At 68.9% G+C, this 17,090-nt stretch carries 20 protein-coding genes and 1 other RNA gene; 15 read left to right on the plus strand and 6 right to left on the minus strand.

The genetic code is table 11. From position 1 onward, the window contains the following. Positions 1–15: 15 nt before the first annotated feature. From KZC57_RS00525 to dapF, 11 genes are all read left to right on the plus strand, one after another. Positions 16–2,730 (plus strand): DNA translocase FtsK, encoded by a 2,715-nt coding sequence (locus KZC57_RS00525; protein ID WP_060921075.1) that lies wholly within the window; start codon positions 16–18, stop codon positions 2,728–2,730. Continuing rightward, entirely contained in the window at positions 2,730–3,305 is a 576-nt protein-coding gene (gene pgsA / locus KZC57_RS00530) for a CDP-diacylglycerol--glycerol-3-phosphate 3-phosphatidyltransferase (RefSeq protein WP_060921074.1), read from the plus strand. Before KZC57_RS00525 ends, pgsA begins: the two co-directional genes overlap by 1 nt. Continuing rightward, positions 3,302–3,790, plus strand: a complete 489-nt coding sequence (locus KZC57_RS00535; RefSeq protein ID WP_060921073.1) for a CinA family protein — start codon at positions 3,302–3,304, stop codon at positions 3,788–3,790. The genes pgsA and KZC57_RS00535 overlap by 4 nt, the downstream gene beginning before the upstream one ends. A gap of 141 nt (positions 3,791–3,931) precedes the next feature. Next, positions 3,932–4,240 (plus strand): helix-turn-helix domain-containing protein, encoded by a 309-nt coding sequence (locus KZC57_RS00540; RefSeq protein WP_247640815.1) that lies wholly within the window; start codon positions 3,932–3,934, stop codon positions 4,238–4,240. Positions 4,241–4,258: 18 nt separating this feature from the next. After that, positions 4,259–4,483 carry a DUF3046 domain-containing protein gene (locus KZC57_RS00545; protein ID WP_060921072.1) on the plus strand — a complete coding sequence of 75 codons (225 nt, stop codon included), beginning with the start codon at positions 4,259–4,261 and terminating at the stop codon, positions 4,481–4,483. Between the two features lie 260 nt (positions 4,484–4,743). Continuing rightward, complete coding sequence (recA, locus tag KZC57_RS00550) at positions 4,744–5,790, plus strand: recombinase RecA (protein ID WP_060921071.1); 1,047 nt, start codon at positions 4,744–4,746, stop codon at positions 5,788–5,790. Next, positions 5,790–6,653: a regulatory protein RecX gene (locus KZC57_RS00555; RefSeq protein WP_082749917.1), complete on the plus strand. Its 864-nt coding sequence runs from the start codon at positions 5,790–5,792 to the stop codon at positions 6,651–6,653. The genes recA and KZC57_RS00555 overlap by 1 nt, the downstream gene beginning before the upstream one ends. Before the next feature lie 49 nt (positions 6,654–6,702). Further along, entirely contained in the window at positions 6,703–8,247 is a 1,545-nt protein-coding gene (miaB, locus tag KZC57_RS00560) for a tRNA (N6-isopentenyl adenosine(37)-C2)-methylthiotransferase MiaB (protein WP_060921069.1), read from the plus strand. After that, positions 8,244–9,155, plus strand: a complete 912-nt coding sequence (miaA, locus tag KZC57_RS00565) for a tRNA (adenosine(37)-N6)-dimethylallyltransferase MiaA (protein WP_247640816.1) — start codon at positions 8,244–8,246, stop codon at positions 9,153–9,155. Before miaB ends, miaA begins: the two co-directional genes overlap by 4 nt. Before the next feature lie 34 nt (positions 9,156–9,189). Next, the gene (locus KZC57_RS00570; RefSeq protein WP_247640817.1) at positions 9,190–9,738 is read left to right on the plus strand and encodes a dihydrofolate reductase family protein; all 549 of its coding nucleotides are present in this window, start codon (positions 9,190–9,192) and stop codon (positions 9,736–9,738) included. A 9-nt stretch (positions 9,739–9,747) separates the two neighbouring features. Further along, positions 9,748–10,620: a diaminopimelate epimerase gene (dapF, locus tag KZC57_RS00575; RefSeq protein WP_247640818.1), complete on the plus strand. Its 873-nt coding sequence runs from the start codon at positions 9,748–9,750 to the stop codon at positions 10,618–10,620. An 18-nt stretch (positions 10,621–10,638) separates the two neighbouring features. On the opposite strand, the gene KZC57_RS00580 is transcribed toward dapF, so the two are convergent. Then, entirely contained in the window at positions 10,639–11,280 is a 642-nt protein-coding gene (locus KZC57_RS00580; protein ID WP_217584491.1) for a class I SAM-dependent methyltransferase, read from the minus strand. Positions 11,281–11,346: 66 nt separating this feature from the next. Here KZC57_RS00580 and hflX point away from each other — a divergent pair, with 66 nt between their 5' ends. Continuing rightward, positions 11,347–12,858, plus strand: coding sequence for a GTPase HflX (gene hflX, locus KZC57_RS00585; protein WP_126893028.1), 1,512 nt, complete (start codon positions 11,347–11,349; stop codon positions 12,856–12,858). A gap of 10 nt (positions 12,859–12,868) precedes the next feature. On the opposite strand, the gene KZC57_RS00590 is transcribed toward hflX, so the two are convergent. Further along, positions 12,869–13,531 carry an SIMPL domain-containing protein gene (locus KZC57_RS00590; RefSeq protein ID WP_060921063.1) on the minus strand — a complete coding sequence of 221 codons (663 nt, stop codon included), beginning with the start codon at positions 13,529–13,531 and terminating at the stop codon, positions 12,869–12,871. Between the two features lie 140 nt (positions 13,532–13,671). Between KZC57_RS00590 and ssrA the strand changes: the two genes are divergently transcribed. Continuing rightward, positions 13,672–14,041, plus strand: a transfer-messenger RNA (tmRNA) gene (gene ssrA / locus KZC57_RS00595). 185 nt (positions 14,042–14,226) lie between these two features. Here the strand turns inward: ssrA and KZC57_RS00600 are convergent. After that, positions 14,227–14,571, minus strand: a complete 345-nt coding sequence (locus KZC57_RS00600; RefSeq protein ID WP_105949716.1) for a hypothetical protein — start codon at positions 14,569–14,571, stop codon at positions 14,227–14,229. Between the two features lie 213 nt (positions 14,572–14,784). On the opposite strand from KZC57_RS00600, the gene KZC57_RS00605 reads away from it, so the two are divergent. Beyond that, a complete protein-coding gene (locus tag KZC57_RS00605) occupies positions 14,785–15,012 on the plus strand; it encodes a DUF2188 domain-containing protein (RefSeq protein ID WP_060920996.1) in 228 nt (75 codons plus the stop codon). A gap of 57 nt (positions 15,013–15,069) precedes the next feature. Next, a complete protein-coding gene (locus KZC57_RS00610) occupies positions 15,070–15,384 on the plus strand; it encodes a hypothetical protein (RefSeq protein WP_025103247.1) in 315 nt (104 codons plus the stop codon). 56 nt (positions 15,385–15,440) lie between these two features. Here the strand turns inward: KZC57_RS00610 and KZC57_RS00615 are convergent, their stop codons facing one another. The 3 genes from KZC57_RS00615 to KZC57_RS00625 form a co-directional block, all read right to left on the minus strand. Further along, positions 15,441–15,617: a hypothetical protein gene (locus KZC57_RS00615; RefSeq protein WP_158698530.1), complete on the minus strand. Its 177-nt coding sequence runs from the start codon at positions 15,615–15,617 to the stop codon at positions 15,441–15,443. Between the two features lie 88 nt (positions 15,618–15,705). Then, complete coding sequence (locus KZC57_RS00620) at positions 15,706–16,254, minus strand: hypothetical protein (RefSeq protein ID WP_247640819.1); 549 nt, start codon at positions 16,252–16,254, stop codon at positions 15,706–15,708. Positions 16,255–16,269: 15 nt separating this feature from the next. After that, entirely contained in the window at positions 16,270–17,067 is a 798-nt protein-coding gene (locus KZC57_RS00625) for an inositol monophosphatase family protein (RefSeq protein ID WP_247640820.1), read from the minus strand. Between the last annotated feature and the right edge of the window lie 23 nt (positions 17,068–17,090).

Below are 17,090 nucleotides of genomic sequence, written 5' to 3' on the forward strand. Positions count from 1 at the left end.
TCGTACCGTGGAGGCATGGCCAGGAGCAGCACCAAGACCGAGCGCGCCTCGACGAGCGCCCCGTCGCGCCCCAAGCGGCAGGCGGCTCCGAAGGCGCAGCCCGCTCCGAAGAAGTACATCGACGAGGCGGACAAGCCGCCCGTCGCCGCGCGCGCCTGGAACGGGCTCGCGCACGGCGTCGGCGGACTCTTCCGGGCCTTCGGGCCGGAGACGCTGCAGAAGGACGACCGCAGAGACGGCTTCCCGTTCCTGCTGGTGATCCTGGCGGCGCTCGGCGCCGTCAACGAGTGGTTCTTCATCGGCAACGAGGTCGCGGCGAACATCAGCGCCTACTCGGTGGGGCTCTTCGTCGGTCGGGTGGCCTTCATCATGCCGGTGCTGCTGCTCTTCCTGGCGGGATGGCTCTTCCGGCACCCGTCGTCCGTGCACGACAACGGACGCATCGGCATCGGCTTCGGGATGTTCGTGCTCGCTCTGGCGGGCATCTTCCACGTCGCCGGCCCTCGCCCCCACCCGAATCAGGGCATGCCCGCGCTGAGCGAGTCGGGTGGTCTGCTCGGATGGCTCGTGGGGCAGCCCCTGACGTACCTGACCGACATCCCGGCCTACATCATCCTCGGGCTGCTCGCCGCCCTGAGCATCCTCATCCTCACGAAGACCCCGCCGAACCGCATCGGTGCGCGCCTGGGAGACCTCTACGCGTGGATGTTCGACGCCGAGCGCCCGCAGAAGCCGGCGAAGGACGCTGCGGACGCGGTCGACGAGGCAGACAAGGTCGACGATCCGGACGTCCTGCCCTGGTGGCGGCGCAACAAGACCGGTCGCGAGGAAGACCCCGACGAGGGGACTCTCGCCTCGGACGACATCACCGCGCTGTTGTCCACGACCGAGGCCACCCCGGCGTACGACCAGGCCGTGACGGTGGCGAACCCGTACGACGCGGCGACCGAAGTGCTCAGCGACGTGCGCTCGGTGACCGACGCGCTGGCGGAGCAGCAGACGACCGCGCTGCTGGACGATGAGTCCGACACCGGCGAGATGCCGGAGCTCCCCGGACTCGACGGCTTCGGCACGGAGGGCCCGGGCGACCGCGGCCCGCAGGCGCCGGTGGCCCCGTACATCCTTCCGTCGCCGGGCGTGCTGTCCGAGGGTCCGCCCTCGGTCGCGCGGTCCGAGGCGAACGACCGCATCGTCGAGCAGATCACGAGCGTCCTCGACCAGTTCAAGGTCGACGCCAAGGTCACCGGGTTCTCCCGTGGTCCGACGGTCACGCAGTACGAGGTCGAGGTCGGCCACGGCGTCAAGGTCGAGAAGATCCTCCAGCTCAGCAACAACTTCGCCTACGCGGTCGCCTCCAACGACGTCCGCATCCTCTCGCCGATCCCCGGCAAGAGCGCGATCGGCATCGAGATCCCGAACACCGACCGCGAGACGGTCGCTCTCGGCGACGTGCTGCGTTCCGCGGCCGCGCAGAAGAGCACGCACCCGCTCACGATCGGCGTCGGCAAGGACGTCGGCGGCAACTTCGTCGTCGCCAACCTCGCGAAGATGCCGCACCTCCTGGTGGCGGGCTCGACGGGGTCCGGAAAGTCCAGCTTCGTGAACTCGATGATCACGAGCCTCCTCATGCGGGCGCGCCCGTCCGACGTGCGCATGGTCCTCATCGACCCGAAGCGTGTCGAGCTGACGAGCTACGCCGGTGTCCCGCACCTGATCACTCCCATCATCACGAACCCGAAGAAAGCCGCCGAGGCGCTGCAATGGGTCGTGAAGGAGATGGACATGCGGTACGACGACCTCGCGTCGTTCGGCTTCCGCCACATCGACGACTTCAACCGCGCCGTGCGTGCGGGGGAGGTGGAGGTGCCCCCGGGCAGCGAACGGGTTCTCAAGCCGTACCCGTACCTCCTCGTCGTCGTCGACGAGCTCGCGGACCTCATGATGGTCGCCCCGCGCGACGTCGAGGACTCGATCGTCCGCATCACGCAGCTCGCTCGCGCCTCCGGTATCCACCTGGTGCTCGCCACGCAGCGCCCGAGCGTCGACGTCGTCACGGGCCTCATCAAGGCGAACGTGCCGTCCCGTCTCGCGTTCGCGGTCACGAGCGTCACCGACAGCCGCGTGATCCTCGACAGCCCCGGCGCCGACAAGCTCATCGGCCAGGGTGACGCGCTCTTCTCGCCCATGGGCTCGTCGAAGCCGTTCCGACTGCAGGGTGCGTGGGTCGACGAGAAGGAGATCGACGCGGTCGTCAAGCACGTCACGCGTCAGGCGCGTCCCGAGTACCGTGCCGACGTCCAGGAGGCGATGGAGCCGGCGAAGAAGAAGGAGGTCGACGAGGACATCGGCGACGACCTCGAGCTCCTGCTCGCGGCGGCCGAGCTCATCGTCTCCTCGCAGTTCGGATCCACGTCGATGCTGCAGCGCAAGCTGCGGGTCGGCTTCGCCAAGGCCGGACGCCTGATGGATCTCCTCGAGTCCCGTGAAGTCGTCGGCCCCTCGGAGGGCTCGAAGGCGCGCGATGTGCTCGCGACCCCCGAGCAGTTGCCGCAGGTCATGGCGAAGCTCCGCGGCGAAGACGTTCCGTCGGCTCCGGCGGCTCCGGCTGCGCCCGCCGCCGCGGCGGTGCCGCAGGCCGAACGGGATCCGTTGGAGGCGCAGTACGACGGCCTGCCGGTCGTCGAAGCGGAGGGCGACGAAGACGCCTGGGGCCTGACGGGACGCGACTGATGGCGATCCCTCGGCAGCTCCCCAACGCCATCACAGTGGCGCGCATCCCGCTCGCCGTGGTGTTCTTCGTCCTCCTGCTCGTCGGCGGGACGTACGGCCTCGCCGATCTCACCGTGCGCTGGATCGCTGCCGTCCTCTTCATCGTCGCCATCTCGACCGACTGGGTCGACGGCTACCTCGCACGTCGCTACGACATCGTCAGCGACTTCGGCAAGCTCTGGGACCCGATCGCGGACAAGCTCCTCACCGGCGCCGGATTCGTCGGGTTGGCGATCCTGGGCGAGGTCTCCTGGTGGATCGTCGTGATCATCCTCGTCCGCGAGTGGGGGATCACCATCCATCGTCTGGTCGTCGCGAGCGAGCACGTTGTCGCAGCCGCCTGGATGGGCAAGATCAAGACGGCCTTCCAGGGCGTCGCCCTCGGCTGGGCTCTCCTGCCGCTGCACGTGTTCATCGGGCTCGCCCCGTGGACGGTCGTGACGACCGTCCTCATGGTCATCGTGCTCGTGCTCACCGTCGTCAGCGGGATCGACTACATCGTCGCGCAGGTGCGCGGCGCGCGTCAGAGCCGATGAGCGGCACGACGCCGGCCGAGGCTCTGGACGCTCTGCGTGAGCGAGGCTGGACCCTGGGTGTGGCGGAGTCGCTCACCGGCGGTGCGGTGTGCGCGGCGCTCGTCGCGGTTCCCGGCGCCTCCGCGGTGCTCCTCGGCGGCGTCGTCGCCTACGCCACGCCCGTCAAGCACACGCTGCTCGGCGTCGACACCGACCTGCTGGAGCGATACGGGCCGGTGCACCCGGAGGTAGCGCGGCAGATGGCTGCCGGAGTGCGCGACGCCGTCGCGGTGGATGGTCTCCCCGGCGATGTCGGGGTGTCCACCACGGGGATCGCGGGTCCGGACTCCCCGGATGGGCAGCCCGTGGGGACCGTCCACATCGGCGTGGTCACCCCGACGGTGAGTCGGACCCGACCGTTCCACTTCGAGGGGGACCGCGACGCGGTGCGAGCACAGACGGTCGCGGCGGTCCTCGATGTGCTGGCCGCTGCGCTGCGGGAATAGCGACCCCCCGCGTCATGTTGATATGGATGTGCTCACATTCAAACCACAGAGTGCAAGGGTAGATTCTGTGCAAGCCAGGAGGACTAGACTGGCCGTCTCTTCGAGGGAGACCTCGATTCACGAACTGCGGAGGAGGTTCCGATGATTCTTGTACGACAGGAGATCGGCGACGTACTGAGGGACTTCCGTCTGCAGAAGGGGCGGACGCTCCGGCAGGTCGCGGGCAAGGCATCCGTCGCTCTCGGTTACCTCAGTGAGGTCGAGCGCGGACAGAAGGAGGCATCGAGCGAGATCCTCGCCTCGGTGGCAGAGGCACTCGACGTCCCCATCTCCACGATCATGCGCGAGGTCGGGGACCGCATCTCGGTGCTCGAAGGCATCCAGGTCTTCCCGGACGTCGTTCCGGACGACCTGGTCGCGTCCGTGGAGCCCGAGCTCTCGCTCCGCTGACACTCGGAGAGCACCCTTATGCGACGCAGTGAGTTCCTGCGCGCCGTCGACGCCGAGTTCCATGCCCGAGCCTCTTCTTTGGTGAACGACCTCGTGCTCTCCGGCATGGGGGGACGAACGGCACTCGAGGCTCTCGAAGCCGGCGTACCTCCGCGCGACATCTGGCTCGCGCTCTGCGCCGACATGGATGTCCCGGAATCCCGTCGCCACGGCGTGGGGCGTCTGGAGCCGCGCGGTCGATGACGGCGGCTTCCCGGGTGTGCGGAAGTCCGACACGCCGGACCGGCGTGTTGTCGAAAATCTGTTCGAACCGGGCGTAGTCTTCTGCACAAGTGGTCAGACGGTTCTGATCCCCACGATCCGTGGCTCCTCGACGCAATGTCGGAGGTCCGCCGTACCGTGAGGTCCAGGCTGAAAAGCCATACGCCTTGTCGGAGAGTTCCTTCCGCCGGAAGAGCCGCGACAGCCTACAGGCGGCAGCACACGCGCAGAAGGAGCACACCATGCCATCACCCGCCGACCGCGAGAAGTCCCTCGAGACTGCCCTCGCCCAGATCGACCGCCAGTTCGGAAAGGGCTCGGTCATGCGACTGGGCAGCGATGAGCGTGCCCCTGTGGCCGTCATCCCCACCGGTTCCATCGCCCTCGACGTCGCCCTCGGCGTGGGAGGTCTGCCGCGTGGCCGCATCGTCGAGATCTACGGCCCGGAGTCCTCGGGTAAGACGACGCTGACGCTGCACGCCATCGCCAACGCCCAGCGGGCCGGCGGTATCGCGGCATTCATCGACGCGGAGCACGCGCTCGACCCCGACTACGCCGCGAAGCTCGGCGTCGACATCGATGCCCTTCTCGTCTCGCAGCCCGACACGGGTGAGCAGGCTCTCGAGATCGCCGACATGCTCGTGCGCTCCGGTGCCATCGACCTCATCGTCGTCGACTCGGTGGCGGCCCTGGTGCCGCGTGCGGAGATCGAGGGCGAGATGGGTGACTCCCACGTGGGCCTCCAGGCCCGCCTCATGTCGCAGGCGCTGCGGAAGCTCACCGGTGGTCTGAACCAGACGAACACGACGATGATCTTCATCAACCAGCTGCGCGAGAAGATCGGCGTGTTCTTCGGCTCCCCGGAGACCACGGCCGGTGGTAAGGCGCTGAAGTTCTACGCCTCCGTGCGTATGGACATCCGCCGCATCGAGACGCTCAAGGACGGCACGGACGCTGTGGGTAACCGCACCCGCGTCAAGATCGTCAAGAACAAGATGGCCCCGCCCTTCAAGCAGGCGGAGTTCGACATCCTCTACGGCGTCGGCATCTCCCGCGAGGGCAGCCTGATCGACTTCGGCGTCGAGCACGGCATCGTCAAGAAGTCGGGATCGTGGTACACCTACGACGGCGATCAGCTGGGCCAGGGCAAGGAGAACGCGCGGACGTTCCTGCTCAACAACGCCGACATCGCCTTGGCGATCGAGAGTCAGATCAAGCAGAAGCTCGGTATCGGCGGCCCGGCCGCGGCTCCGGGTTCTGATGAGCTGGCCGAGCGTCGCCCGGCCTGATGAGTGACCAGCGTGGGGGCGATTCCGAGCGGATCGCCCCCATCATCCCTCTTTTCGGCGGACCCGCGCGTGCGGAGCGTCCGGCCGATGGCGGTGCGGAGGACTCGTCATCCGCACCGCCTGCGGGGTCGGGGCCGACCGCGGACGCGGCGCGACTCTGGCGCTCGACGTGGCACGAGCCCTCGTCGGCAGGGTCCCCGTCGGTCGACGACGGTTCTCCCAGCGCGCGGCACCCCGCCCGGGGTGCCGCGGCGCGGGCCGCTTCCCGGGGCGGGAAGACGACCACGTTGCGCGCCGTCGGCGATACGTCCCGATCGACCGGAGGGGGAGAGGGCGCGGAGAACGGCCCCTCGGCGGCGGAGGTCCGAGTGACGGCGGAGGAGTCGTTGGTGCGGAAGCTCCGCACGCGGTCGCTGTCCGTCTCCGAGGCCCGGCTGGTGTTGAGAGGACACGGGCTCGCGACGGACGCCATCGAAGACGTGATCGACGACTTCGTACGGCGCGGATACCTGGACGACGCCGTGCTCGCCGAGCTCCTCGTCACGTCCGGCGTCGAACGCAAGGGCCAGGGGAGGGTCGCGTTGTCTCGAGCGCTCGCGCAGCGGGGCATTCCTCGTGAGGTCATCGACGCCGCGCTCGACGAGCTGCCCGACGACGATGCGGAGCGGGCACTGGAGTTCGCCCGGACCAAAGCGCGTTCGATGGGACGCCTCGACCCCGACGCGGCGCTCCGACGGTTGGTCGGGCAGCTGTCGCGCCGCGGGTACGGGGGATCGGTCGCCATGAACGCGGCGAAGACGGCACTGCGGGAAGCCTCGTTCGGCGGTGGTGTCTCCGGCGTCCGGTTCGTGGATTCCGACTGACGGTCCGCACGCGATCGGCTCTCGGTGACGCTCGTACAATGGGAGCATCATGACTATCCCCCGCAGTGAACCGACGATCATCAGCGCGTCGTCGGCGGCCGTCGACGATGACGGGCGCCAGCGATCCTACGAAGTGCGCACCTTCGGCTGCCAGATGAACGTCCACGACTCCGAGCGTCTGTCCGGATCCCTGGAGAGCGCCGGCTACATCCGTGCCGAGGCCGGAGCCGAGGCCGACGTGGTGATCATCAACACCTGCGCCGTCCGGGACAACGCCGCCGGGAAGCTCTACGGCACTCTCGGGCATCTGGCCGCCGTCAAGCGACGTAAGGCCGGGATGCAGATCGCCGTCGGTGGCTGCCTCGCGCAGATGGACAAGCAGGCCGTGCTCGACAAGGCTCCCTGGGTCGACGTGGTGTTCGGCACACACAACATGGGGTCCTTGCCCGGTCTCCTGGAGCGCGCGCGCCACAACGGCGATGCCGAACTCGAGATCCTCGAGTCCCTCGAGGTCTTCCCGTCGACGCTTCCCACCAAGCGCGACTCGGCGCACAGCGGCTGGGTGTCGATCTCCGTCGGCTGCAACAACACCTGCACCTTCTGCATCGTCCCGAGCCTCCGGGGCAAGGAGAAGGACCGTCGGCCGGGCGACATCCTCAACGAGATCCGCCTGCTGGTGGAGGACGGCGCCATCGAGGTGACGCTCCTCGGGCAGAACGTGAACTCGTACGGGGTGGAGTTCGGGGATCGGCAGGCGTTCGGCAAGCTCCTCCGCGCCGCCGGCGAGATCGAGGGACTCGAGCGCATCCGCTTCACGAGCCCGCATCCCGCCGCCTTCACGGACGACGTGATCGACGCGATGGCGGAGACGCCCGCCGTCATGCCGCAGCTCCACATGCCGCTGCAGTCGGGGAGCGACCGGATCCTCAAGGCGATGCGCCGCTCCTATCGCAGCGAGCGCTTCCTGGGCATCCTGGACCGCGTCCGCGAGCGCATCCCGCACGCGGCCATCACGACCGACATCATCGTCGGCTTCCCCGGCGAAACCGAGGAGGACTTCGAGGACACGATGCGCGTCGTCGAACAGTCGCGCTTCTCCGGAGCGTTCACCTTCCAGTACTCGATCCGCGAAGGCACCCCTGCGGCCACGATGCCCGACCAGGTACCCAAGGACGTCGTGCAGGCCCGCTACGACCGGCTGATCGCGCTCCAGGAGCGCATCTCGCTCGAGGAGAACCAGAAGCAGGTCGGCCGGGAGGTCGAGGTTCTCGTGTCCACGGGCGAAGGCAAGAAGGACACGGAGACGCGTCGCCTCACCGGGCGGGCGCAGGACAACCGGCTCGTGCACTTCGAGGTCACTCCCGGGTCCGAGCTGCCGCGCCCCGGAGATGTCGTCACGGTGACGGTGACGCACGCCGCGCCGTTCCACCTCCTCGCCGACGACCCGACGGGTGCCCCGCTCCGCATCCGCCGGACGCGTGGTGGCGATGCGTGGGATCGGGGACAGGCCGAGTCGTGCGCCGTGCCGGCACCGAGCGACGGCGCTCCGCGCGCCGTCTCCCTCGGCCTGCCGACCCTCCGCGTCGGAGTGTGACCGCGCCTCGGCTCTGGGCCGTCGTCGGTGCGACCGGCACGGGGAAGAGCGATCTGGCGCTCGATCTCGCTGAGGAGCTCCGGCGTCGCGGCAACCCGGCGGAGATCGTCAACGCCGACGCCATGCAGCTCTACCGCGGCATGGACATCGGTACCGCGAAGCTGTCGTTCGCCGAACGTCGCGGCATTCCGCACCACCTCTTCGACGTGCGAGAGGTGACGCAAGACGCCGCCGTGGCCTGGTATCAGCCGCTCGCGCGTAACGCCGTGCAGCGGATCCACGCGGCGGGAGGAGACGCGATCCTCGTCGGTGGATCCGGGCTCTACGTGTCGAGCGTCGTCTACGAGTTCCACTTCCCGCCCCGAGACCCCGCCATCCGCGAGCGTCTCGAGCAGGAGCTCGATCGCGAGGGCGTCGAGCCCCTGCTTCAGCGGTTGCGTGCGCGCGATCCGGAAGCCGCGGCCCGAGTGGACCCGCGCAACGGGAGACGCGTGATCCGCGCGCTCGAGATCATCGAGCAGGGGAGCGCGACGCATGGTGCCGCTCTCCCGGCGACCCCGACGCTCTGGCACCCGCACACGCGTCTGATCGGCCTGCAGGTGGATCGGGCCGAACTCGTCGCCCGTCTCGATGCGCGCGTGCGTCGGATGTGGGAGCACGGGCTGGTGGCAGAGGTCGCCGGGCTGCGGGACCGCGGTCTGGAGCGGGGGACGACAGCCCCGCGGGCGATCGGATACGCGCAGGCGCTCGCACAGCTGGACGGACGCTCCACCGCCGAGGAGGCGATCGCCGAGACTCAGGCGCTCACGCGGCGCTACGCACGTCGGCAGGTGTCGTGGTTCAAGCGCTACCCGGAGCTGGAGTGGGTGACGCCACCCGTGGCCGTCGCCGACCTGCTGGGGGACTGACCGCGATGTCGGCGGCCCGTGCGAGCATGCGCGTATGGCCACTCACTACTTCACCGCGTCCAGCCTGGACGGCTTCATCGCCACTGCCGAGCATTCCCTGGACTGGCTGCTGAGCCAGGACATCGACATGGACGGTCCGATGGCGTACCGCGCCTTCGAGAAGAGCATCGGTGCGCTGGTGATGGGGGCGTCCACGTTCGAGTGGGTCATGCGCCATGAGGAGGGCCGCTGGACGTACACTCAGCCCACGTGGGTGCTGTCGCATCGTGATCTCGCGGTGCCGGAGGGGGCTGATGTCCGCGTGACGAGTGCCGACATCCTCGACGTGCACAGCGCGATGCTCGACGCGGCGGGTGGCAAGGATCTGTGGGTGGTCGGCGGGGGAGACCTCGCCGGGCAGTTCGCCGACGCGGGGCTGCTGGACGAGTTCTGGGTGCAGTACGCACCGGTGACCCTCGGGAGCGGCGCCCCGCTGTTGCCGCGGCGACTCGATCTGGAACTGATCGAGGTGGCCCGCAACCGCAGCTTCCTCTGCGGGCGCTATCGCGTCGCACGGCCGGGCGCAGGGGCGTCGGCTCCCTAGACTGGTCCCATGGTCGCATTCACCAAGGGGCACGGTACCGGCAACGACTTCATCATCATCGCCGACCCCGAAGGGCAGCTGGAGTTGACGGCGGAGCAGGTCGCCGTGCTCTGCGATCGTCACTTCGGCATCGGCGCGGACGGCGTGCTGCGCGTCGTGCGCTCATCCGCGATCCCGGAGGGCGCAACGGCCCTGGCGGAAGAGCCGGATGCCGAGTGGTTCATGGACTACCGCAACGCGGACGGTTCCGTGGCCGAGATGTGCGGCAACGGGATCCGCGTCTTCGCCCACTACCTCGTCCGCTCCGGTCTTGCGTCGATCGAGCCCGGCAGCACGCTTCCGATCGGCACCAGAGCGGGCGTCCGTGACGTCACACGCAGCGTGAGCGGCTATCAGGTCGACCTCGGCGCGTGGAAGCTGTCGGGAGACGACCCGCTGGTGCGCGCGGACGGGCTGAGCGTCACCCGTCCGGGACTGGGTATCGACGTCGGGAACCCGCACGTCGTGGTGGCGCTTGCCTCGGACGCGGAGCTCGGACTGCTGGAACTCACCCGCACGCCCGAGCTGGAGCCAGCCCCGCCCGCGGGAGCCAACGTCGAGTTCGTGGTGCCCGGCGAGCCCCTCGTGCGCGACGGCATCGGGCACGTGCGGATGCGCGTCTTCGAGCGCGGGGTCGGCGAGACGCTGAGCTGCGGGACGGGCGTCGCCGCCACGGCTCTCGCTGTGCGCTACTGGGCCGGCGCTCAGGCCCCCGACAACTGGCATGTCGAGGTTCCCGGTGGCACGCTCGGCGTGCGCATGTTCCCCGCCGAAGACGGGGAGCACGTCGCACTGTCCGGGCCTGCGCAGCTCGTCTATCAGGGTGAGGTCGACCTGGTCTGAGGCCGCGGGGCGGACCTCTCAGACGATGTCGATGGGCTCCGTCGGCGGTGTTCCGTGCTTGCGCACCTTGAGGATGCGGTAGCCCTTGCCGGTCGCCGTCCGGAAGACGCTGTAACCGGGCTGGAAGGTCGCCGCGATCCAGCGCTGCAAGGAGTCGGCGCCGAGGTTCCGCTGCACGACGAGCCATGCATCGCTGCGCTCGTCGAGCCTCGGGATCCACTTCTCCAGCAGACCGTGCAGCTCGTTCTTCCCCACCCGGATCGGGGGATTGGATCTGATCGTGCGGAAGGTCACGTCGGCGGGAACATCTTCGGGCAGTGTGGCGTTGACATTGGTGAGGCCGAGGGCTGCGGCGTTGCGACGCACGAGGTCCAGAGCCCGCTCGTTCACATCGACCGCCCAGACGGTCGCGTGCGGTGCGGCCAGCGCCATCGACAGGGAGATGGGACCCCACCCGCTGCCGAGGTCGAGAAGATGACCTCCGGGAGGAACGGGAGGCATGTTGGCGAGAAGCACTGCGGTGCCGGCGTCGAGTCGATCCGGGCTGAAGACACCACCCGCAGTGGTCACTTCGAGCTCACGTCCTGCCAGGGATACGCGGATCTTGCGCAGGTTCTCGGGGCTAGCCGGGGCCGCAGTGAAGTAGTGGTCGGACCCCATACGGTGAGCGTACCGGACGGCGCGGGCTAAGGTTAAGGCTCGCGAGGAAACCAGAGACAGGAACGGATGACGGAGACGAAGACACCCTCCACCGACGACCAGACGGTCGACCGCGTGCTGGCGAACGCAGAGAAGCGCTCGGAGGTGCGGATGTTCGGCGCCGCACAGGCGCTCCAGGACGAAGCGACGGCCGCGCACTCGACGGCAGACGGCGACCAGTGGGACCTCGAGGATCGGCACGCGCTGCGGCGTGTGGGCGGTCTGTCGACGGAGCTCGAAGACGTCACCGAGGTCGAGTACCGTCAGCTGCGCCTCGAGAACGTCGTGCTCGTCGGCGTGTACCCGCAAGGGGCCCAGGAGGACGCGGAGAACTCGTTGCGGGAGCTCGCCGCCCTTGCGGAGACCGCCGGCGCCGTCGTGCTCGACGGCGTGCTGCAGCGCCGTCCGCACCCGGACGCCGCCACCTACCTCGGACGCGGCAAAGCGCAGGAGCTGAAGGACATCGTCGCCGCCGTCGGCGCCGACACCGTCATCGCCGACACCGAGCTGGCCCCCAGCCAGCGACGTGCGCTCGAAGACGTCGTGAAGGTCAAGGTCATCGACCGGACCACCGTGATCCTCGACATCTTCAGCCAGCACGCCAAGAGCCGAGAGGGCAAGGCTCAGGTCGAGCTCGCGCAGCTCGAGTACCTGCTGCCGCGCCTGCGCGGTTGGGGTGAGTCGATGAGCCGACAGGCCGGTGGACAGGTCGGCGCCGGAGGCGCGGGCATGGGCTCGCGCGGTCCCGGTGAGACGAAGATCGAGCTCGACCGCCGACGCATCCGGACGAAGATGGCGCTCCTGCGCAAGCAGATCCGCGACTTCGCGCCCGCGCGCGAGGCGAAGCGGGCCGAACGCAAGCGCAACACCATCCCCTCCGTCGCCATCGCCGGATACACGAACGCCGGGAAGTCGAGTCTGCTCAACGCGCTGACGAGCGCGGGCGTGCTCGTGGAGAACGCGCTGTTCGCGACCCTCGATGCGACCGTCCGTCGGTCCGAGACCGAAGACGGCCGGGTGTACACGCTGACCGACACGGTCGGATTCGTGCGGAACCTGCCGCATCAGCTCGTCGAAGCCTTCCGCTCCACGTTGGAGGAGGTCGGTGACGCGGACGTCGTGCTGCATGTGGTCGACGGCTCGCACCCCGACCCGGCCGGCCAGCTGCAGACGGTGCGCGACGTGATGGGCGATGTCGGCGTGCGAGACATGCCCGAGATCGTCGTCTTCAACAAGGCCGACCTCATCCCCGAGGACGAGCGGCTCGTGCTGCGCGGCCTGGAGCCGCAGGCGCACTTCGTCTCGTCACGGTCCGGCGAGGGCATCGTCGAGCTCCGCGCGGCGATCGAGGAGGCGCTGCCGAAACCGGCCGTCGAGCTCCATGCCGTGATCCCGTACGACCGCGGTGACCTCGTCGCGGCGATCCACGAGACCGGGATGCTGCTGTCCGTCGAGCACCAGGAGGCAGGGACCGCGGTGCACGCGCACGTGTCCGAGCGTCTCGCCGCCGACCTCGCGGCCTACGTCGTCAGCGACTGACGGCGGAGGCTCAGCGAGCGAGGAAGCGCGCCTCGACGGTCGCCGTGAGGACGATGTCCTGCGGCTCGTACTCCATGGCCGGCGCGGAGTCGGCCGCGAAGGCGACGGCGCCGCGTGCTTTCCCCAGCGGAGCGCCGGGTGCAGGTGCCGAGGACAGCAGGCCGGTGTCGGCGATCTCCAGGGGCGTCACCTCAGCGAGGCCGAGCGCGGCGGCGTAGGCCTCGGCTCTCGTCACGGCCACATGGACGGCCTGCGTGGCGACCTCTCGTTCCACGCGAACGCGGGTCTCGGGGGTGAGGTGCCAGTCGACACCGCCGACCTCGACGCCATCCCAGGCGGAGATATCGGAGATCCAGACAGACAGTTCCGACGCCTCGGCGAAGGTCGCGGTGAGGTCGATGCTCGCGTAGTAGACCGGGGCGAGACGTTTGCCGTCGGCGTTCCAGGGGCGCTCGGCGCGCACGGAGAGCCGCGTGCTGCTCCAGTCGAGGGCGGAGCCGGCGTCCACGCGTCCCACGATGCTGCTGCGGACCGGCTCGGCCAGGCGCATGACGTGATCGACGACGGTCGCGCGCTCCGGACCCTCGGCGCGCACCGAGACGCGGACGGTCGCCCGTTCCGGCGCCAGGCGGGCTTCGTGTTCGCCGCGGACGGTGACTGTCACATCGCTCATGGGGCGACTCTACGCGACGGGCACGGCGGCGGGGAATGGCGGCGGAGGCGCAGACGTTGTAGTCTGTGATGCTCGGGCGTTCGTCGTCCGAGGCTGACAATTCCACAGCGTGACAGCGGCTCCTTCGAGAGAAGGACCACGGGGCTGATCGGTTTCGACAGCGCCTGTGAATCCACGAGAAGCGGGCCGAGGATGCAGAGTTATCTCGTAAACGCTCTCTGCAAAACAATAGTTGCCGAAACCAAGCGCAACGACTTCGCCCTCGCTGCCTAAGCGAGCCCGATAGTCCGTCAGACCGTATGTGATTCCGATACGGATCCTGGCGTCATCTAGGAATCTTGCTGCGTGACGGCGTCTGGACGTCTCGTGGGACTCTTCCCAGGCTGGGCTCGTCGACTTAGGTGTCTGTGACAAAGGTCGGAGCCGAGCAGAACGCTTCCACAGACTGCGCCCGGAGAAGGCGTGGAGACTCAGCGTTGGACGGGGGTTCGATTCCCCCCAGCTCCACCAGGTCGCTGTCACACGGAATGAGGCCCGCCTCCCTAGTGTTCACTGGGGAGGCGGGCCTTACCTTCCCGCCGTGGACGATCGAGACCGAGAACGGAACCGAGTACGCGCTGTGGTCGGAAGCCCGTCAGGGAAGCAACTGCCAAGACGGTCTGCGTTAGGCTCCGCGGCGCGGTGACCGCGATCCTCTACGCGGTCACCCAGCGGACGCCGTCGGCGTCGGGGGTGAAGCGGCGCCCGGCGTCCGTCTCCAGTTCCTCCATGAGGGGGATGATGACGCTCCACAGCGCCCAGTGCTCCGGAGTGCCTTCACCACCTTGTGCCCTCCCCTCCCATCGGGCGGCTGCGGGAAGCGGAACGCGGAAGCCGAACCGGGTCCCCGTCGAGTCGGTGACCTCCGCGCTCAGCGATCCCGCTCCGGCCGCCAACTGCGTCAGGGTGAAATCCCGGGGGATGATGAGTGTTCCACGCGCACGGTCCCAGGCCTGACGGACAGCCGTCAGGAACGGCCCCGCGATCATATCGGTCGTCATCAGAAGTCTCCTTCCCCGATCGGCGGGACAGCGCCCGCCCGTTCGACTCCCTCACCGCGATGATCGCAGGCGGAGGGACCGGATGTCTGTCCCCTCTTCGGGGGACGCGAACGGATCCGCGGCCGCGTACGACCGATCCGGCGCGCGCGCAAGGGGGTCGGAGACGAGCGGCGTCGCGCGGTACCAAGGGGGTCCACGACGAAGGGAGAGGCCATGCCGAAGGGCGATGTCGACACGTTCCACCAGGAGGGTGGCTGGTTCAATCGCGTCCAGGGCGAGGTGAACACGTTCAGCGGGCCGCATGACACGAAGGACGAGGCGGTCGCCGTTGGGCGGGAGACGGCTCGGGCGCGTCAGGTCGAGCACCTCATCCGACGGGAGGACGGCACGATCGGGGAGCGGAACAGCTATGGCGACGACCCCAGGGACGTCCGCGGCTGAGATGCACGCGGCATGACGGCCCTGGTGGCGGAGTCGGGCGAGGCCTACGATTCGCACATGGGGTTCATCATGTACGACAGCACGAGCCAGCTCCACATCGAGGACCGCGCGCTCGCGCACCTCAAGGTCGTGATCGCGACGAAGCTCCGACGCAACGAGAGCTTCACGGTGTCGTGGACCCACCCCGAGGGCGATGCGTACGGACGCTCCACGATCTGGCTGCATCCGTCGATCCCGCTGCGCTTCACGTTCGAAGGGCGGGAGCCGCCCAAGCTGAACCCGAAGTGGATCGATGACCTCATGCAATCGGCGAACTCCACCGGAGGCATCACGCTCGTCGACGAGATCGTCCAGGGCTCGACGACGGAGTGACAGCGCAGAAGCCCCACCTCGTGCGAGGCGGGGCTCCTGTCATCGGGCCAGCGGGCTCAGTGCGAGCGGTCCGGGTCCTCGGCGAGCACGTCGTCGCCGTCGTCATCCGATCCGTCCGTGGGCGGAACGGTGCGCGGCTCGCCCTTGTTGTCCTCGGCGCCGAGGTTGTCGTTCTCCTCGGGGCCGGGGGAGGGCTCGGTGCTGATGTCGTTGCGGTCGCTGTCGTTACCCATGGGCGTTCCTTTCCTCGGATGCCTCCAGCCTCGTCCATCACCGGCCGCAGGCCCAGCCGCTTGACAGCCGACCGGATGGTGTGTGCCGTCAGCGGGGGCCTTCGATGAGGAGGAGTCCTTGCTTCGTGTCGGCGACCTTCACCCAGCCGTCGCCGAAGAGGTAGGTCATGCCGTACCCGTCCTCGTCCGTGCTCATGGCGAACTGCGAGTCCTCGGTGACGTACGTGCCCTGGGCGTCTTCCTCGCTCCGCCACCCCTCCTCCTCGAGGCCCGCCTGTGCGCGCTCCGCCTCCTCGATGGACAGGGGAGACCAGCCGTACATCTGCCCGTGGTCCGAGGGCACGCTGAAGTCCGCCCAGAAGCAGAGGAGTCCCTGTGTCAGCTCGACGCCCCCGACGCGGAACTCGCGCGGCTCTGCCGTCCAGCCGGCGTCGGTGAGGGCCGCGACGGTGCCTTCGGAGATCATCGACTCGCACGTGAGCTCGTCCCCGCCCGGTGTCGCGCTCGCGCCGCCGTCTCCCGTGGGAGCGGCCGAGCCCGGCGCCGACGGATCAGGGGTGCCGCCACCCGTGCACGCCGTGAGGGCGGCTCCCGCGAGCACGAGACCGATCAGGATCGCGAGTCGTCGGGTGGTCATCGTGGCCTCGGAGAGTCAGTCGTGCAGGAGACGGAGGAACTGGTCGTGAAGGGTGCCGTTGGTGGCGAGTGTCGAGCGCGCCGAGATCGTCTCGGAGCCGTCGAATGCCGTCATGCGCCCGCCGGCCTCGTTCACGATCGCCACAGCCGCTGCGATGTCGTACTCTTTCACATCGAACTCCGCGACCGCCTCCAGTCGCCCTTCGGCGAGGAGCATGTAGGCGTAGACGTCGCCGTACGCCCGATCGCGCCAGACGCGCGCGCTCAGGCGCAGCAGGGCATCCAGCTTTCCGGCGTCACGCCACTGCGCGATGCTCTGGAAGCTCACGCTGGCCTCGTCCAGCGAGGAGACGGTGGAGGTGGAGAGACGGCGCTCCCTGCGGTCGCTGACGGTCCAAGCGCCATGTCCGGCCGCCGCCCACCAGCGTCGGCCGAGGGCGGGCATGCTGACCACGCCGACGCGCGGCACGCCGTCGATCGCGAGGGCGATCATCGTGCCCCACAGAGGAACGCCGCGGAGGAAGTTCGCGGTGCCGTCGATCGGGTCGATGATCCACTGCCGGGCGGTGCTGCCCTGAGCGCCGAACTCCTCGCCGAAGATGCCGTCGTCGGGTCGTTCCTCCTCGAGGATCCGGCGGATCGCCCGCTCCGTCGCCAGGTCGGCGTCGGTCACGTGCGAGTGGTCCGCCTTCGTGGAGATCTCCAGGTCGGCGGCGTCGAAACGCGGGAGCGACTGGGCATCCGCGGCGTCGGCGAGGCGAAGGGCGAGCTGGAGATCGGCGCGCAGGTCGGCGGCGTCGGGAGTGGCGGTCACGCTCTCAGGATAGTCGCCGCCCC

Source organism: Microbacterium sp. KSW4-4 (genome assembly GCF_023091185.1).
Classification (GTDB): domain Bacteria; phylum Actinomycetota; class Actinomycetes; order Actinomycetales; family Microbacteriaceae; genus Microbacterium; species Microbacterium paraoxydans.